Below are 17,423 nucleotides of genomic sequence, written 5' to 3' on the forward strand. Positions count from 1 at the left end.
TGATTCTAGTGGACTCAAGTTAACGATCTCCGGTGCATGACCCGTACTGTGTCAGAGCTTTGAAGCAGGGATGACGTGATGAAAGGGGTCGTCATCCCGGCTTCTTCAGACCGATGCCGACGAGAAAGGTTTCAGAGGAACGGTCGCGGGAGGCCTTGGGCTTGATCGGCTTGACCACGCGAAACTGCTTCTTGAACATTTCCACCAGCTGGCTGTAGCCGCTGCCATGGAACACCTTGGCAACCAGCGCGCCTTCGGGCTTGAGGTGGGCCTGCGAGAACTGCAGCGCCAGTTCCACCAGGTGGCCGACGCGGGCAGCGTCCGAGCTCTCGATGCCCGACAGGTTCGGCGCCATGTCCGAGACCACCACATCCACGGCGCGGCCGGCCACTTCCGCCTCCAGCTGCTGCAGCACCTCGTCCTCGCGGAAATCGCCCTGGATGAATTTCACGCCTTCGATGGGCTCGAAGGGCAGCACGTCCAGCGCGATGATGGTGCCATTGAGCTCACCCACCGCCGCACCGCCGGTGCCTGCTTCCTTCGGGGCGAACTTGCGGCGCAGGTACTGGCTCCAGGCGCCCGGCACGGCGCCCAGGTCGACGACCAGCTGGCCGGGCTTGATGAGCCCCAACGCCTCGTCGATTTCCTTGAGCTTGTAGGCCGCGCGGGCGCGGTAGCCCTCGCGCTGGGCCAGCTTGACGTACGGATCGTTCATGTGATCCGCCAACCACGCCTTGTTGACCTTCTTGCTTTTCGTCTTGATTTTCATGCCGCACCGATAATAGGCATATGCCCGCAATCCAACTGACACCTTCGCAGCGCAAGGAACACCGCGCCGCTGCGCATCATCTTGACCCCGTCGTCCTCGTCGGCGGCGACGGCCTCACCCCGGCCGTGACCAAGGAAATCAACAACGCGCTGAACGCCCACGGCCTGATCAAGGTCCGCGTGTTCTCAGACGACCGGGCGGCCCGCGAGGCGATGTTCGCCCAGCTCAGCCACGAGCTCGACGCCGCGCCCATCCAGCACATCGGCAAGCTGCTGGTGCTGTGGCGGCCGATGCCCGAGAAGACCAAGGCCGAGCGGGACGACCGCATGGCCGGCCCGAAGATCGTCAAGATCCTCAAGTTCAGCAAGAGCGGCAATCACCGGCCGCAGATCAAGAAGGTGAAGGTGCTGGGCAACGAACGCGTGACGGCCGGTGGCGAGGTCAAGCGCGCCCGCAAGCGCACCACCAGCATCAAGAAGACGACGGCCTGATACCGGCAGCCGGCGCCGCCGCGCGCCAGGCCAGCGCCCCCACCAGCACGCCCTTCAGCGCAAACAGGCCCAGGCTGATGGCATGCAGCTGGCCGAAGCTGAGCGTGCCCTGCCCTGCACGCGCCGCCACCATCAGCGGCTGCAGTGCGTAATAGCCTGCCACGGTGCAGAACAGGGCGCCCAGCGCCAGCCACACACCCACCTGCCGGTCCGGCGCCAGCTTGCGCTCGATCGCAGTCACCACCAGCGCGAGCGCCATGCTCACCACCGCCTCCTGGGCAAAGATGCGCCCGACGATGCGGCCCGCCTCACCGGGCGCCATCGCGAACGCAGCCGGCGTGGCGATGGTGGCGATACAGATGAGCAAACCGGCCCAGAGGGCCGGCAGCAGCATGCGCAGGCGCGGCAGCATCGTCAGATGTACCGGACGTCCACCACTTCGTAGCTCTTGACGCCGCCAGGGGCACGCACCTCTGCGATGTCGCCGTTTTCCTTGCCGATCAGCGCCCGGGCGATGGGCGAACTGATGGAGATCAGGCCCAGCTTCAGGTCGGCCTCGTCGTCGCCCACGATCTGGTAGGTCACCTGGGCGCCGGAGGCTTCTTCCTCCAGGTCGACCGTGGCGCCGAAGACCACGCGGCCGCCGGCGTCCAGCGTGGCGGGGTCGATCACCTGGGCGGCGGCCAGCTTGCCTTCCAGCTCCAGGATGCGGCCTTCGATGAAGCCCTGCTTGTCCTTCGCGGCTTCGTACTCGGCGTTTTCCGACAGGTCGCCCTGGGCACGCGCCTCGGCGATGGCCTGGATCACCGCATGACGCTCGACGGTCTTCAGGCGATGGAGTTCTTCTTTGAGCTTTTCGAAACCGCGCCGGGTCAGGGGAATGGTGGCCATGTTCAAACCTGCAGAGACAAATGAAAACCGCCGCCGGGGTCGTGGACAACGACCCGGCGGCGGGCGCGAGGTGCGGTCAGTTTAGTGCACTTCGGTTCGCAACCGGGCGTGGAGTTCCTGCAGCGAGGCAACCGTCAGGTCGTCCTGGTGCTTCAGCGCCTCGGTGGCGGCTTCGCAGCCGGCCATCGTGGTGTAGTAGGTCACCCGGTTGGCCAGCGCCGCAGTGCGGATGTAGCGCGAATCGGCGATGGCCGTGCGCGTCTCGTCCACCGTGGTGAACACCAGCTGGATCTCGCCCGCCTTCACCATGTCGGCGATGTGCGGCCGGCCGTCCTTGACCTTGTTCACCGTCTTCACCGGCACGCCGGCCGCGGCGATGGCGGCCGAGGTGCCCTTGGTGGCCACGATGTTGAAGCCCAGGTCGTGCAGGTCGGAAGCCACCTTCACCGCGCGGTCCTTGTCGGTGTTCTTCACCGAGATCACGACCGTGCCCTTGGTGGGCAGCCGCGAGCCGGCGCCGAGCTGGCTCTTCAGCATCGCCTCGCCGAAGCTGTCGCCCGCGCCCATCACCTCGCCGGTGGAGCGCATCTCGGGGCCCAGGATCGGGTCGACGCCCGGGAACTTGTTGAACGGGAACACCGCTTCCTTGATGCTGAAGTACGGCGGCACGATCTCGCGCGGCGGCTTGCCGTCGGCATTGCGCTGGTCGGCGAGCTTCTGGCCGGCCATGCAGCGTGCCGCGATCTTGGCCAGCGGCTGGCCCGTCGCCTTGCTCACATAGGGCACCGTGCGCGAGGCACGCGGATTGACTTCCAGCACGTAGACCACGGCGTCGTCGCCCTCGCCCTGGATCGCGAACTGCGTGTTCATCAGCCCGACCACGCCCAGCGCCTTGGCCATCACCGCGGCCTGGCGGCGCAGTTCGTCCTGCAGCGCAGGCGACAGCGAATACGGCGGCAGCGAGCAGGCCGAGTCGCCGGAGTGGATGCCGGCCGCCTCGATGTGCTCCATGATGCCGCCGATCAGCACCTCGGTGCCGTCGCAGATGCAGTCGACGTCGACCTCGATCGCGTCTTCCAGGAAGCGGTCGAGCAGCACCGGCGACTTGTCGCTGACGCGCACGGCTTCGCGCATGTAGCGCTCCAGGTCCTTGTCGCCGTGCACGATCTCCATCGCGCGGCCGCCCAGCACGTAGCTCGGGCGCACCACCAGCGGATAGCCGATCTCGTGGGCCAGGGCCATCGCCTGGTCCTCGGTGCGGGCGGTGCGGTTGGGCGGCTGCTTCAGGCCCAGGTCGTGCAGCAGCTTCTGGAAGCGCTCGCGGTCCTCGGCAATGTCGATGGAGTCGGGCGAGGTGCCGATGATCGGCACGCCGTTGGCTTCCAGGTCCAGCGCCAGCTTCAGCGGCGTCTGGCCGCCGTACTGCACGATCACGCCGACCGGCTTTTCCTTGTCGACGATCTCCAGCACGTCTTCCAGCGTCACCGGCTCGAAGTACAGGCGGTCGGAGGTGTCGTAGTCGGTGGAGACGGTTTCCGGGTTGCAGTTGACCATGATGGTCTCGTACCCGTCCTCGCGCATTGCCAGCGCCGCGTGCACGCAGCAGTAGTCGAACTCGATGCCCTGGCCGATGCGGTTCGGCCCGCCGCCCAGCACCATGATCTTGCGCTTGTTGGTGGGCTCGGCCTCGCACTCCTCGTCGTACGTGGAGTACATGTAGGCCGTCTGCGTCGCGAACTCGGCGGCGCAGGTGTCCACCCGCTTGTAGACCGGGCGCACGTTCATCGCATGCCTGGCGCGGCGCACGTCGTGCTGGTTGCTGCCCAGCAGCTTGCCCAGGCGCTTGTCGGAAAAGCCCTTGCGCTTGAGGAACAGGAACTCGTCCTTCGACAGGCTGTCCACCGTGCGGCCGGCCAGCGCCTGCTCGGTCTTCACGATGTCCTCGATCTGCGCCAGGAACCACGGGTCGATCGCGGTTTCCTCGAACACCTCGTCCAGCGTCATGCCGATGCGGAAGGCGTCGCCCACGTACAGGATGCGCTCGGGACCGGCTTCGCCGATCTCCTGGATGATCTCCTCGCGGTCCGTGGAGCGTTCGGTCAGGCCGTCGATGCCGGTCTCCAGGCCGCGCAGCGCCTTCTGGAAGCTCTCCTGGAAGGTGCGGCCCATGGCCATCACCTCGCCCACCGACTTCATCTGCGTGGTCAGGCGCGAATCGGCCGCCGGGAACTTCTCGAACGCGAAGCGCGGGATCTTGGTGACGACGTAGTCGATGCTGGGCTCGAAGCTCGCCGGCGTGGCGCCACCGGTGATGTCGTTGCGCAGTTCGTCCAGCGTGTAGCCCACCGCCAGCTTGGCCGCGATCTTGGCGATCGGGAAGCCGGTGGCCTTGGAGGCCAGCGCCGACGACCGCGACACCCGCGGGTTCATCTCGATCACCACCATCCGGCCGTTGTCCGGGTTGATCGAGAACTGCACGTTGGAGCCGCCGGTGTCCACGCCGATCTCGCGCAGGATGGCGATCGACGCGTTGCGCAGCAGCTGGTATTCCTTGTCGGACAGCGTCTGCGACGGCGCCACGGTGATCGAGTCGCCGGTGTGGATGCCCATCGGGTCCAGGTTCTCGATCGCGCACACGATGATGCAGTTGTCCGCCTTGTCGCGGACCACTTCCATCTCGTATTCCTTCCAGCCGATCAGCGATTCCTCGATCAGCAGTTCCTTGGTCGGCGACAGGTCGAGGCCGCGCTTGCAGATCTCCTCGAACTCCTCCGGGTTGTAGGCGATGCCGCCACCGGTGCCGCCCAGCGTGAAGCTGGGACGGATCACCATCGGGAAGCCGTTGCCGCCGATCTGCTGGACGATCTGGCGCTGCACTTCCAGCGCTTCTTCCATCGAGTGGGCGATGCCCGACTTGGCCGAATCCAGGCCGATGCCGGTCATCGCGTCCTTGAACTTGAGGCGGTCCTCCGCCTTCTCGATGGCCTTCTCGTTGGCGCCGATCATCTCCACGCCGTACTTGGCCAGCACGCCGTGCTTGTGCAGGTCGAGCGCGCAGTTCAGCGCCGTCTGGCCGCCCATGGTGGGCAGCACCGCGTCCGGCCGCTCCTTGGCGATGATCTTCTCGACCACCTGCCAGGTGATGGGTTCGATGTAGGTCACATCGGCCATCTCCGGGTCGGTCATGATGGTCGCCGGGTTGGAGTTGACCAGGATGACCTTGTAGCCCTCCGCCCGCAGCGCCTTGCAGGCCTGGGCGCCGGAATAGTCGAACTCACACGCCTGGCCGATGATGATCGGGCCCGCGCCGATGATGAGGATGCTCTTGAGGTCGGTGCGCTTGGGCATTTACTTTTGCTCCATCAGGCTGACGAAGCGGTCGAACAGGTAACCGATGTCATGCGGACCGGGCGAGGCTTCCGGGTGGCCCTGGAAGCAGAACGCCGGCTTGTCGGTGCGGGCCAGGCCCTGCAGCGTGTTGTCGAACAGGCTCACGTGCGTGGGGCGCAGGTTGTCCAGCAGCGTCTTCTCGTCCACCGCGAAGCCGTGGTTCTGGCTGGTGATGCTCACGCGGCCGCTGTCCAGGTCCTTCACCGGATGGTTGGCCCCGTGGTGGCCGAACTTCATCTTGTAGGTCTTGGCACCCGAGGCCAGTGCCATGATCTGATGGCCCAGGCAGATGCCGAAGGTGGGCAGGCCGGCGGCGATCACCTCGCGCGTCGCTTCGATCGCGTAGTCGCAGGGCTGCGGGTCGCCCGGGCCGTTGGCCAGGAACACTCCGTCGGGCTTCATCTTCAGCACCTCGGCGGCGGGCATCTGCGCCGGCATCACGGTGATGCGGCAGCCGCGGCTGGCCAGCATGCGCAGGATGTTGCGCTTGACGCCGTAGTCGAAGGCCACCACGTGGAAGCGCGGATCGGCCAGCTTGCCGTAGCCGCTGCCCAGCGCCCACTCCGTTTCCAGCCATTCGTAGGGCTGCGTCGCCGACACCACCTTGGCGAGGTCGAGGCCCGACATGCTGGGCGCGGCCTTGGCCTTGGCGATGGCGTCGTCGATGTGCTGCTGCGTGAGCACCGTGCCGGGCTCGAAGGTCGCGATGCAGCCGTTCTGCGCGCCGGTGGTGCGCAGCACCCGCGTCAGGCGGCGGGTGTCGATGTTGGCGATGCCCACCGTGTTCTCACGGCGCAGGTAGTCGGACAGCGTGGCCGTCTGGCGGAAGTTGGAGACACGCAGCGGCAGGTCCTTGATCACCAGGCCGGCGGCATGCACCTTGGACGCCTCGACGTCCTCCTCGTTGACGCCGTAGCTGCCGATGTGCGGATACGTCAGGGTGACGATCTGGCGGCAGTAGCTCGGGTCGGTGAGGATTTCCTGGTAGCCGGTGAGCGCGGTGTTGAACACCACCTCGCCGACCGTGTGACCGGCAGCGCCGATCGACGCGCCTGAAAAGACCGTGCCGTCTGCGAGTGCGAGCAGTGCGGGAGGCAGGACGGGTAGCAAAGGGAAGGCTCCGAAGCGGTGCGCCCCCTGGTCCTGTTGCGCGAATCCGCACGCGGGCAGGCCTGCGTGCGGCGGCTCGGTTCCGGTGCGAAAAACGTCAGTGGTTTCTCGGGGGCAGCGTGAGAGGGTAAACCTGCTGAGTATAGCCGCCCGGCCTCGGCCCGAGCCCGATGACCCTTGGACGAATCCTGCCGTCAGCCCAGCGCGGCGATGCCGGCGCGTGCGATCTGGGCGTCTTCGTTCGACTTCACGCCGCTGACACCCACCGCACCCACCACCTGGCCCTGCACCAGCACCGGCACCCCGCCTTCCAGCATGCCTTGCAGCACCGGCGCGCTGAGGAAGGAGACGCGGCCCTGGTTGATCATGTCCTCGTAGCCCTTGCTTTCGCGCCGGCCGACGGCGGCGGTGTGCGCCTTGGCCGGCGCGATCTGCGCCGAGATGGGCGCGGCACCATCCAGGCGCTGGAACCACAGCATGTGGCCGCCATCGTCCACGATGGCGATGGACACCGCCCACTGGTTCTTCACGGCCTCGGCTTCGGCGGCGGCGGCGATCTTCTTCACGTCCTCAAGGGACAGGTACGGCTTGGTATTCATGGAAATCTGGGCTGGATGAGGGAACACACGCACTTTACCGGCCTTGGCGGTGCCTTCCGGTGACGGGATGCGGAACTAGAATCGCGCCGCTCGATCAGAGCGCTGTCACATCCCTCTGGAGGCTCCCGCAATGAACGAATCCCTGCAAACCTCGTACCCCGGCTTTGCTGGCGGTGCGGCGCTTGCCGAGCAGCGCAACCGCGTGCTGCGCAACACCTATTGGCTGCTGGCCCTGTCGCTGGTGCCAACGGTGCTGGGCGCGTGGATCGGCGTGAGCACCGGCATCGTCGCGTCGATGGGCATCGGCATCAGCACCATCGTCTTCCTGGTGGGCGCATTCGGCTTCATGTTCGCCATCGAGAAGTTCAAGCACTCGTCGGCTGGCGTCGGCCTGCTGCTGGGCTTCACCTTCTTCATGGGCTTGATGCTTTCGCGCATGCTGGCGGCGGTGCTGGGCTTCAGCAACGGCGCCACGCTGATCATGTACGCCTTCGGCGGCACGGCACTGTCGTTCTTCGCGATGGCTTCGCTGTCGACCATGATCAAGCGCGACCTGTCCGGCATGGGCAAGTTCCTGTTCATCGGCGCGATCATGCTGCTGGTGGCGGGCATCGCGAACATCTTCCTGCAGTCGAGCGCGATGATGCTCACGCTGTCGGTGATCGCGGTGGGCCTGTTCTCGGCCTTCCTGCTCTATGACATGAAGCGCATCATCGATGGCGGCGAGACGAACTACGTCTCGGCCACGCTGGCCATCTACCTGGACCTGTACAACATCTTCCAGAGTCTGCTGGCCATCTTCGGCATCGCCGGCGGCGACCGCGAGTGACACGCGGACAGCCATGAACAAAAGGGGCCTCCGGGCCCCTTTTTCATGCCCGCATCACGCGCCGTCGTCAGGCCGCGGCCGGTGCGCGCTCGAACACCGCGATGCTTTCCACGTGGGCCGTGTGGGGGAACATGTTCACCGCGCCGGCGGCGACGCAGCGGTAGCCGGCCTGGTGCACCAGCAGCCCGGCATCGCGCGCCAGCGTGCCGGGATTGCAGCTCACGTAGACGATGCGGCCGGGGGGTGCCCAGTCACCGGTGTCGGTCAGCTGGCAGGCCTCGGCCAGCGCCTTGCACAGCGCCAGCGCACCTTCGCGCGGCGGGTCCACCAGCCACTTGTCGGCCCGTCCGTCCTGCATCAACTGCTGTGGCGTCATCTCGAACAGGTTGCGGGCCACGAAGGCCGTCTTGGCGGCCAGCCCGTTGGCCGCCGCGTTCTCGCGCGAGCGGGCCACCAGCGCCTCGCTGCCCTCGATGCCCAGCACCTCGCGCGCCTGGGTGGCGATCGGCAGGGTGAAATTGCCGAGGCCGCAGAACCAGTCGATCACCCTGTCAGTGGCCTGCGCCTGCAGCAGTCGCAGCGCACGGCCGACCAGCACCGCATTGATGTGCTGGTTCACCTGCGTGAAATCGGTGGGCTTGAAGGGCATGGTCAGGCCGAACTCGGCCAGGCGGTAGCTCAGCACCGGGCCGCCCTCGTCCAGCAGCCGGACGGTGTCAGGACCCTTCGGCTGCAGCCACCATTGCACGCCGTGCTGGCGGCCAAAGGCGCGCAGGCGCTGCAGGTCGGCATCGGTCAGCGGCTCGAGGTGGCGCAGCACCAGCGCGGTCACGTCGGTGCCGGCCGCCAGTTCGATCTGCGGCAGCCGCTCGCGCTGGTCCATCGACATCACCAGCTCGCGCAGCGGCAGCAGCATCGCGCTCACATGCGCAGGCAGCACGGGGCACACCTTCATGTCGGCGATGTAGCGCGACTTGCGCTCGTGGAAGCCGACGAGCACCTCGCCCTTCTTCACCACGTGGCGCACCGACAGCCGCGCGCGATCGCGGTAACCCCAGGCCGGCCCTTCGATCGGGCGCAGCACACGCTCTGGCTTCACCTTGCCCAGGTGCCACAGGTTGTCTTCCAGCGTGCGCTGCTTGACCGCCACTTGCGCCGACACATGCAGGTGCTGCATCTTGCAGCCGCCACAGGCGCCGGCGTGCAGTCCGAAGTGAGGGCAGCCCGGCTGCACCCGCTGGCTGCTTTCGCGACGCAGGGCCGTCATCGTGGCCTGTTCCCAGGCGTTCTTGCGCCGTCCCACCTGCACCTGCACCTGCTCACCGGGCAGCGCACCTTCGATGAAAACGACCTTGCCTTCTTCGTTGTGGGCGACGCCTTGCGCTTCGAGATCGAGCGATTCGACCGTCAGCCATTCATTCACTTGAGTCATGCACCGGATTATCCGGTGCGGCCCGCCAACGGCTTCAGAACACCGAGTCGCGGTCCACGCCGTGGCGCATCATCCGGCGCTTGAGCTTCAGCAGCGCCTCCTGCTGGATCTGGCGGATGCGCTCGCGCGTCAGGCCCATGCGCTCGGCCAGCACCTCCAGCGTCTCCGGCTCGCGGTCGCGCAGGCCGTAGCGGCCAGACAGCACCTCGCGCTCGCGGTCGTTGAGCTCGGCCAGGCCGTTGTTGAGCAGGGCCTCCACTTCATGGCTGAGGGTGATGCCCATCGGGTCGATGGCCTGTTCATCGGCCACCGTGTCCAGCATCGACTCACCGGCGTCGCGCTCCAGCGGCGCATCGAGCGAGGCGGGCTGCTCGGCGAACTTCAGCAGTTCGGACACCTCGTGCACCGGCCGGCCCACCAGCGACGCGATCGCCTCCACCCGCACCGGCCGCTCGCCTTCCGGGCCATGCGAATGCTCGGCCTCCAGCGTGCGGCGTGCCTTGAGCACCTGGTTCAGCTCGCGCACGATGTGCACCGGCAACCGCACCAGGCGGGCCTGGTGCATGATCGCGCGCTCGATGCTCTGGCGGATCCACCACGAGGCATAGGTGGAGAAACGGAAGCCCCGCTCCGGCTCGAACTTGCCGATGGCATGCATCAGCCCGAGGTTGCCTTCCTCGATGAGGTCGGTCATCGGCAGGCCGCGGCCCAGGTAGTTCTTGGCGATGCTGACGACCAGCCGCAGGTTGCGCTCGATCATCGCCTGCCGGGCAGGGAAGTCGCCGGAGCGTGCCTTGACCGCGGTGTCGTACTCCTCCTGCGGTGTCAGCAGGGGCGCCTTGCGAATTTCGCGCAGGTAGGTCTGCAGCGTGTTGCCGACGTCGCTTTCGCCGGCCGGGATCTCGACCGGCACCTTGGCATCGCTTACATCCGGCTCGGCGCGTAGTTCGATGTCAGGCGTCTCCTCCAGCGCGGGCCTGGCAGGTAGCAGCGGCAAGCGCGCCGCTGCGCTGTCCACCCCATGTCCGTTCTGCGTTTCGATTCGCCTGGTCATGGGTGGATCTCCGCTCCATTGAAGCCTTAACGCGGCGGAAGCAGCCTGGCCGGATCGACCGGACGGCCCTGCTTCCGGATCTCGAAGTGCAGTTGTACACGGTCGGCGTCGCTGGAGCCCATTTCAGCGATCTTCTGGCCCCGCTTGACCGACTGGTCTTCCTTGACCAGCAGGGTCTGGTTGTGCGCGTAGGCCGTCAGGTAGGTGCTGTTGTGCTTGACGATCACCAGGTTGCCGTAGCCGCGCAAGCCCGAACCGGCATACACCACCCGGCCGTCGGCCGCCGCGAGCACAGGATCGCCTGCTTTGCCAGCGATTGCCAAGCCCTTGTTTCGCGACTCATCGAAACCACTGGTGACAGCGCCGCGTGCAGGCCAGGCCCAGTTGATGTCGTCGTCGCCCGAGGCGCTGGTGGCAGTGGCGGTGCGTTCGGGCACGCTGGGCGCCGGCGTGCTGGCGGCGGCGGGCGTGGCGGCGGCCACGCCGGACGCCGCGGACGCGCCGGCCTTGGCGTCCAGCGCACGGCTCTCCACCTTGGCCGGTGGCACGCCGCGTGTGGAAGCGACCGCGGGATCGGTGCCCGGCGGCACCACGCGAACCACCTGCCCGACCTCGATCAGGTTCGGGTTCTCGATGTTGTTCCAGCGCGCGATGTCGCGCCAGTTCTGGCCCGATTCCAGGCCGACGCGGATCAGCGTGTCGCCCGGCTTGACGGTGTAGTAGCCTGGCTTGCCGGCGTTCTCAATGCCGGGCGGTGGCGGCTTGTCGGCCTCCGGCGCGGCGGCCACGGGTGCGCGCGCAGCCGAAGGCACGCCCACGCGGTCCTCCACCGGTGCCTTGTTGCGCGGGGAGGCGCAACCTGCCAGCGTGACGGCCAGCACGCAGGCCGCCAACACTCGGAACGAACTCGTCGTACGCCCGGGGACCGGGCGCTGCCAGTGCAATCGCATCAGAAAGGAATCTCCGCTATTCAACGCCGGATTTTAGGGGGACGAAGTTGACGGCATCGTGCTGCCGCCGCACCCACTGCGTCTCGGTCCGGTCGACGATGACCAGGACCTGTCCGCGCCCGCTGGGGGCCTGCATCGGCGCCACCAGACGGCCGCCAACCGCCAGCTGGTCCAGCCAGGCGGCCGGCAGGTCCTCGCCGCCGGCGGCCGCGATGATGCTGTCGTAAGGCGCATTCGGCCCGTGACCGATGCGGCCATCGCCATAGATCAGGCGCAGGTTGTTGCGCCGCAAGGGCGCCAGCAGTTCGCGCGCCTTGTCGTGCAGCGGCTTCAGCCGCTCGATCGAATACACCTGCGTGCCCAGCACCGATAGCAGCGCCGCCTGGTAGCCGCAACCGGTGCCGATCTCCAGCACCTTGCCCAGAGACTCACGCTGCCGTGCGGCGCGGCCCTCCAGCAGCAGCGAGATCATCAGCCCCACCACCGACGGCTTCGAGATCGTCTGGTTGAGGCCGATCGGCAGGCTGGTGTCCTCGTAGGCCTGGGCTGCCAGCGCGGTGTCGACGAAGAAGTGCCGGGGCACCTGGGCCATCGCGGCGAGCACCGGCTCGCAGTGCAGGCCATCGGCGCGCAGGCGGGACACCATGCGCGCCCGCACGCCTTGGGAGTCGAGCCCCAGGCCGCTCGGGGCCGCCTGCTGGCGCGCTGCCACCGCGGCCTCGTGCATCGGCCGCTGCGGGCGCAGCAAGGTCTGGCCGGTGGTGCCGGCCGGTCGCGGACTCTTCTGCGAAGAGGCCTTGGCCAGCGGGATCGGGAACGAACGCGCCCGGGTGGTCATGCCACCGTTCCAAGCGCCTCGCGCCATGCCGGCAGCGCCGCATGGTCCGTGAGGTCGACCTGCAGCGGCGTGATCGACACGCAGCCCGATGCGGTGGCGTGGAAATCGGTGCCCTCCCCGGCTTCACGCGCGTCGCCGGCCGGCCCGATCCAGTAGATGGTCTCGCCGCGCGGATTGGTCTGCCGGATGGCGGGCTCGCTCGCATGGCGGCGGCCCAGCCGGGTGAGCTTGCGCGGCAGTTGGTCCGCATCCGCGCGATTGGGGATGTTCACGTTGAGGAGCCAGGGCCGGCCTTCCAGCGGCAGCGCCAGCACCTGCTCCACGACGGCACGCGCGACGCGGGCTGCGGCATCCAGGTGCTCCCAGCCCCGCTGAACCTGCGAGAACGCGATGGCCGGCACGCCGAAAAGAAAGCCTTCCATCGCGGCGGCAACGGTGCCTGAATACAGAGTGTCGTCGCCCATGTTGGCGCCGTTGTTGATGCCGGACAGCACCAGGTCAGGGCGCTCGGGCAACAGGCCGGTCATCGCCAGATGCACGCTGTCCGACGGCGTGCCGTTCACGTATTGGAAGCCGTTGGCCGCGCGGTAGACCTGCAGCGGCCGCCCCAGCGTCAATGCGTTGGACGTGCCGCTGGCGTTCTGCTCCGGGGCGATGACGTCGATCTGGCCCAGCCCTTCGATGGCCCGCACCAGGGCAGCCAGTCCAGGGGCGAGGTAACCGTCGTCGTTGGCGATGAGGATGCGCATCGGGGCATTGTAGGGATGGGACCGTCGCCTGCGCGACCGCGCCGGGTGGCACCGCTGCCTATCATCCCGCCACGAAACGCGGCGCCGTGCCGCAGCAGGAGACAAGCGATGCAAGCGTGGGTGTGCGACAACCCGGTGGGCGTGGAAGCCCTGCAATGGAAGCAACTGGACATGCCGCAGCCGGCGGCCGGTGAGGTGCGCATCGCCATCCATGCGGCCAGCCTGAACTTCCCCGACCTGCTCATCGTGCAGAACAAGTACCAGGTCAAGCCGCCGCTGCCCTTCGTACCGGGCGCCGAGTTCTCCGGCCGCGTGGACGCCGTGGGCGAGGGTGTGTCGCACCTGCGCGTGGGCGACCCGGTGGCGGCCATCGGCGCCACCGGCGGCTTCGCCACCCATGCCTGCGTCAAGGCCGACCGCGTGATACCGCTGCCTTCCGGCTTTGCACTGGAAGATGCCGCCGCGTTCGCGTTCACCTATGGCACCTCGCACCATGCGCTGATGGACCGTGCCGCATTGCAGCCCGGCGAGACCGTGCTGGTGCTCGGTGCCGCCGGCGGGGTCGGCACCTCCGCCATCCAGATTGCCAAGGCCGCGGGGGCGCGGGTGATCGCGGCGGCTTCCAGCGACGAGAAGTGCGCGCTGTGCGCCGAGATCGGTGCCGACGCCACGATCAACTACGCCACCGCCGACCTGCGCGAGGCCTTGAAGGAACTGACGCAAGGCCACGGCCCCGACGTCGTCTACGACCCGGTGGGCGGCGACTTCGCCACCGCGGCCTTCCGCTCGATCGCCTGGCGCGGCCGCTACCTGGTGATCGGCTTTACCGCCGGCACCATTCCGGCCGTGCCCTGGAACCTGCCGTTGCTCAAGGGTGCCTCGGTGGTCGGCGTGTTCTGGGGCGACTTCGTGCGCCGGGAACCCAAGGCCAGCGCCGCGGCCATGGCCCAGTTGGCCGACTGGTACGCGCAGGGCAAGATCAAGCCGGTGATCGACACCCGGCTGCCGATGTCGGAGCTGCACGCCGCCTATGCGCGCATGGGCAGCCGGCAGGTGCGCGGCAAGGTGCTGCTGGTCAACAGCTGAGCCCGCGGCCGCTGTCAATCACCCTCCCCCGGGGGAAGCTCGATGCGCTACGATGCGCCGCACAATCTGCGGCGCAGAAACACCTGTTTCGGGTGTGGCATGAGGGGGTAGAGCCATGGCCGTCAAGGTCCTGATCCTGGAAGACAATCCGGTCGCACGCAGTTTCCTGTGCCGTGTCGTGAGAGAAAGCTTCAGCGACACCATCGTCATCACCGAGGCGGGCGACCTCGAAAGCGCGCGCAAGCACATCAACCTGACGGGCGGCGCCCGTGGCCTGCACGGCGTCGATCCCTTCAAGCTGATCCTCGTCGACCTCGAGTTGCCTGACGGCAACGGCATGGAACTGCTGGCCGAACTGGTGCACTACCCGGCCACCAAGATCGTCACCACGCTCTACTCCGACGACGACCACCTGTTTCCCGCCCTGCAGCGTGGCGCGGATGGCTACCTGCTCAAGGAAGACCGGTTCGAGGTGCTGGTGGAGGAACTGCAGAAGATCGTGCGGGGCCAGCCCCCGTTGTCCCCCGCCATTGCGCGCCGGCTCCTGACGCACTTCCGTGGCAATCCACAGGAGGGCGCGGCCGTGGATTCGGGCTTTTCCACGCCCTTCGGCTACGCCACCAGCCGACCGGTGCCCATCGAGAAGCCACTGGATCACGAACGGCTCACCCCGCGCGAGAACGAGGTGCTCACGTACCTGAGCAAAGGCTTCACGATCAAGGAGATCGCCAGCCTGATGGGCATCAAGTGGTTCACCGTGAACGACCACATCAAGTCCATCTACAAGAAGCTCAACGTCTCCAGCCGGGCGGAAGCGGCTGTGCTGGCCAGCAAGCAGGGCCTGGTCTGACCGCACACCCCTTGCGCAGGCCACCGCCTGCCCACCGCCGCGCGCTTCATGACCCCCACTGCCCTCCCCTCGCGAGGCGCCGACACGGGCCCTGACTCCAGCTTCGATGCATCCGCATGGGAGCGCACGCTGGGCCGGCCCCTGGGCCACGCGGTCGCGGTTGGCTGGCGAACGCGGGTGGTCGCAGCGGCGGCGCTGCTTGCCTGCCTGGCCGTGTTCCTGCTGGTGCGCGCCCTGGCCGCGACGCCTTCTCTCGGCGCCAGTTGGCGCGTGGACGCCGATGGCCGCCTGATCGCCAACGCCGTGCCCGCCCGCTCTGGCGCCATCGACGCCGCAGTGGTGGTTGGCATGCTCGACGCCCACGGCCGACCGCTGGCCGTGGCGCCGGGCATGCTGCAGCGCTCGCCTCGCTGGATCGTCGGAGACGACGAGCGGGCGCAACATGCCCGGCTGCATTCGAAGCTCAACGAAGCGGTGAAGCTGGGGCCTATCACCCTCGTGCTGGCTGAGCAATCGCCGGTCGCACTGCGCCCCCATGCCCGCGGCATCGGCGGCTTGGGAGCTGGTTTCTGGCTCATGGCGGGGCTGGCGCTGGCGCTTTTCCTGACGGCTGCCGTCGTCGCTGCCGCGCGCCCGAACGAGCGCAATCTGCTGTATGCCGTCATGGCGACCTGCCAGGCCGCCAATCTTGCGTTCATCGCCGCAGAGTCGGTGCCGGGCCTGTTGCTTCCTCAGTGGCTGTTGGACTGGGACTTCACCGCACGGACTTCCTTGGACCTGGCCACCGGCGCCGCCTTGATCCAGGCCACCGGCATCCACCCACGCACCTTGCGCCATCGCACCGTCATTGCCGCAACGGGATGGATGGTGGCGCTGCTGCTCATGTGGTGGGTATGCACTGGGCAGTTGCCCGGCGCGTGGTGGTGGACTCAGGGCGCAGCCATCGCAGCAGGACTGGTGGCCATCGCGCAGCTCCAGCAGGCACGCAAGCTGGAGCCTCATCCCGCCTCCCTGCTGTTGCGTCGATTGGCCACCGTCGCCGTGTCCACGCTGGGCCTGCTCACCGTCGCGATGGCGACCGCTTCCGGCAGCACCGCCAACGCACACCTTGCCACCGCCATCGGCTCGACGGTGTGGGTGGTGTTCCTGGCATCGCTGCTGGCACTGCTGCCCTTTCTATCGCGGTCGCAGCAGGTCCTGCGCGAATTTTCGATGCTGGCGGGCGTCAGCACCGTTGCCACTTCGCTCGACCTGCTGTTCGTGGCCTTGTTTTCCCTCGGTCAATTCGCCTCGGTGACGCTGGCGCTGTTCATCTCAGTCGCCATCTATGCCGGCGTCCGCCAGTGGCTGCTGAACCGCATCATGGACAGTACCGTACTCACCACCGAGCGCGCGTTCGAGCAGCTTTACCGCTTGGCGCGTGAGGTAGAGCGGCAGCCCGAGCATGTAGGCGAGCGGCTGTGCCAGTTACTGCGCGAATTGTTCGAGCCCATGGAAACGATGCTGGTGGCCAGGTCACTGCCCTTCGCGCGCGTGGCGGGCGACGGCTCCACCCTCATCGTGCCGGTCCCGCCGGTGCCGGGCGCCCATGAGCAGCCAGACGCCACGGTCGTGCTCCGGTATGCCAGAAAAGGCACCCGCCTGTTTTGCGACGAGGACGCCCGGCTGGCTGACCGCATCTGCGAGCAGCTCAAGCGCGCCGTGGCCTTCGATCAAGCGGTGGAACAGGGCAGGAGTGAAGAGCGCATGCGGCTGGCGCAGGATTTGCACGACGACATTGGTGCTCGCCTGCTGACGCTGATGTATCGCGCCCCGGATGCCGAGACCGAAGAATATGTGCGCCACACGCTGAAGGACCTAAAAACACTGACCCGAGGGCTCGCCGCATCCAACCACAGACTGTCCCACGCCGCGGCGGAATGGAAGGCGGATATCGCTCAACGCTTGAATGCCGCGAACTGCCAGCTCGCATGGTCCTTTTCCGCAGACCGGGACCTGGTATTGAACGTCGTTCAATGGTCTGCACTTACACGCGCCCTGCGCGAGCTCATCAACAACATCATCAGCCATGCCGAGGCGTCGCGTGTCGAAGTAGATGCCTCGCTCCAGCATGGCCAGTTCACCATCACGGTGAGGGACAACGGCGTTGGTGGCCCACCTTCGGCCTGGACACATGGTCTGGGTTTGAACGGCGTCAGGAAGCGAGTCCGGCAGTTGGGGGGCCACGTCGAATGGCAGCAGCGATCTGCGGGGGGCATCCAGTGCCGCATATGGATTCCAGCGCTCGGTGCCGAGACGAACAAAACCCTTAACTGAACTTGCGCCTCACACCGATTTTTGCTGCCCCCAAAGGCAAAACCCCCGCACAACTGTTCGTTATGCGGG

The 17,423-nt window shown here is 67.2% G+C and carries 16 protein-coding genes; 5 read left to right on the forward strand and 11 right to left on the reverse strand.

The window, feature by feature from the left end; translation table 11 throughout:
- Positions 1-91: 91 nt before the first annotated feature.
- A complete protein-coding gene (locus VO99_RS25070; RefSeq protein ID WP_046115691.1) occupies positions 92-769 on the reverse strand; it encodes an RlmE family RNA methyltransferase in 678 nt (225 codons plus the stop codon).
- A 20-nt stretch (positions 770-789) separates the two neighbouring features.
- Between VO99_RS25070 and VO99_RS25075 the strand changes: the two genes are divergently transcribed.
- On the forward strand, positions 790-1,260 hold the full coding sequence (locus tag VO99_RS25075) for a YhbY family RNA-binding protein (RefSeq protein ID WP_046115692.1): 471 nt from the start codon (positions 790-792) through the stop codon (positions 1,258-1,260).
- On the opposite strand, the gene VO99_RS25080 is transcribed toward VO99_RS25075, so the two are convergent.
- The 5 genes from VO99_RS25080 to VO99_RS25100 all read right to left on the reverse strand — a co-directional run bounded on the left by VO99_RS25080 (position 1,241) and on the right by VO99_RS25100 (position 7,250).
- A complete protein-coding gene (locus tag VO99_RS25080; RefSeq protein ID WP_232315529.1) occupies positions 1,241-1,654 on the reverse strand; it encodes a DUF4149 domain-containing protein in 414 nt (137 codons plus the stop codon). The two genes, VO99_RS25075 and VO99_RS25080, sit on opposite strands and share 20 nt — an antisense overlap.
- Before the next feature lie 20 nt (positions 1,655-1,674).
- Positions 1,675-2,151: a transcription elongation factor GreA gene (gene greA, locus VO99_RS25085; protein WP_046115694.1), complete on the reverse strand. Its 477-nt coding sequence runs from the start codon at positions 2,149-2,151 to the stop codon at positions 1,675-1,677.
- 81 nt (positions 2,152-2,232) lie between these two features.
- Positions 2,233-5,499 (reverse strand): carbamoyl-phosphate synthase large subunit, encoded by a 3,267-nt coding sequence (gene carB / locus VO99_RS25090; protein WP_046115695.1) that lies wholly within the window; start codon positions 5,497-5,499, stop codon positions 2,233-2,235.
- Positions 5,500-6,651: a glutamine-hydrolyzing carbamoyl-phosphate synthase small subunit gene (carA, locus tag VO99_RS25095; protein ID WP_046115696.1), complete on the reverse strand. Its 1,152-nt coding sequence runs from the start codon at positions 6,649-6,651 to the stop codon at positions 5,500-5,502.
- Positions 6,652-6,845: 194 nt separating this feature from the next.
- Positions 6,846-7,250: a heme-binding protein gene (locus VO99_RS25100; protein WP_046115697.1), complete on the reverse strand. Its 405-nt coding sequence runs from the start codon at positions 7,248-7,250 to the stop codon at positions 6,846-6,848.
- 130 nt (positions 7,251-7,380) lie between these two features.
- Here VO99_RS25100 and VO99_RS25105 point away from each other — a divergent pair, with 130 nt between their 5' ends.
- Positions 7,381-8,079 (forward strand): Bax inhibitor-1 family protein, encoded by a 699-nt coding sequence (locus VO99_RS25105; RefSeq protein WP_046115698.1) that lies wholly within the window; start codon positions 7,381-7,383, stop codon positions 8,077-8,079.
- 67 nt (positions 8,080-8,146) lie between these two features.
- Here VO99_RS25105 and rlmD read toward each other — a convergent pair whose 3' ends face one another.
- Genes rlmD through surE form a run of 5 tightly spaced genes read right to left on the reverse strand, consistent with a single transcriptional unit; the run spans position 8,147 to position 13,102 of the window.
- Positions 8,147-9,511 carry a 23S rRNA (uracil(1939)-C(5))-methyltransferase RlmD gene (rlmD, locus tag VO99_RS25110; RefSeq protein WP_046115699.1) on the reverse strand — a complete coding sequence of 455 codons (1,365 nt, stop codon included), beginning with the start codon at positions 9,509-9,511 and terminating at the stop codon, positions 8,147-8,149.
- Between the two features lie 34 nt (positions 9,512-9,545).
- On the reverse strand, positions 9,546-10,565 hold the full coding sequence (gene rpoS, locus VO99_RS25115) for an RNA polymerase sigma factor RpoS (RefSeq protein ID WP_046115700.1): 1,020 nt from the start codon (positions 10,563-10,565) through the stop codon (positions 9,546-9,548).
- A gap of 26 nt (positions 10,566-10,591) precedes the next feature.
- Positions 10,592-11,515 carry a peptidoglycan DD-metalloendopeptidase family protein gene (locus VO99_RS25120; protein WP_083440919.1) on the reverse strand — a complete coding sequence of 308 codons (924 nt, stop codon included), beginning with the start codon at positions 11,513-11,515 and terminating at the stop codon, positions 10,592-10,594.
- 16 nt (positions 11,516-11,531) lie between these two features.
- Entirely contained in the window at positions 11,532-12,353 is an 822-nt protein-coding gene (locus VO99_RS25125; protein ID WP_046115702.1) for a protein-L-isoaspartate(D-aspartate) O-methyltransferase, read from the reverse strand.
- The gene (surE, locus tag VO99_RS25130; protein ID WP_046115703.1) at positions 12,350-13,102 is read right to left on the reverse strand and encodes a 5'/3'-nucleotidase SurE; all 753 of its coding nucleotides are present in this window, start codon (positions 13,100-13,102) and stop codon (positions 12,350-12,352) included. Before surE ends, VO99_RS25125 begins: the two co-directional genes overlap by 4 nt.
- 108 nt (positions 13,103-13,210) lie before the next feature.
- Here surE and VO99_RS25135 point away from each other — a divergent pair, with 108 nt between their 5' ends.
- The 3 genes from VO99_RS25135 (at position 13,211) to VO99_RS25145 (ending at position 17,354) form a co-directional block, all read left to right on the forward strand.
- Positions 13,211-14,188 carry an NADPH:quinone oxidoreductase family protein gene (locus VO99_RS25135; RefSeq protein WP_046115704.1) on the forward strand — a complete coding sequence of 326 codons (978 nt, stop codon included), beginning with the start codon at positions 13,211-13,213 and terminating at the stop codon, positions 14,186-14,188.
- 115 nt (positions 14,189-14,303) lie between these two features.
- Positions 14,304-15,038 (forward strand): LuxR C-terminal-related transcriptional regulator, encoded by a 735-nt coding sequence (locus tag VO99_RS25140; RefSeq protein WP_046115705.1) that lies wholly within the window; start codon positions 14,304-14,306, stop codon positions 15,036-15,038.
- 48 nt (positions 15,039-15,086) lie between these two features.
- Positions 15,087-17,354, forward strand: coding sequence for a sensor histidine kinase (locus tag VO99_RS25145; protein WP_046115706.1), 2,268 nt, complete (start codon positions 15,087-15,089; stop codon positions 17,352-17,354).
- Positions 17,355-17,423 lie beyond the last annotated feature (69 nt).

The organism is Aquincola tertiaricarbonis, from assembly GCF_000969605.1.
Taxonomy (GTDB): Bacteria; Pseudomonadota; Gammaproteobacteria; order Burkholderiales; family Burkholderiaceae_C; genus Aquincola; species Aquincola tertiaricarbonis.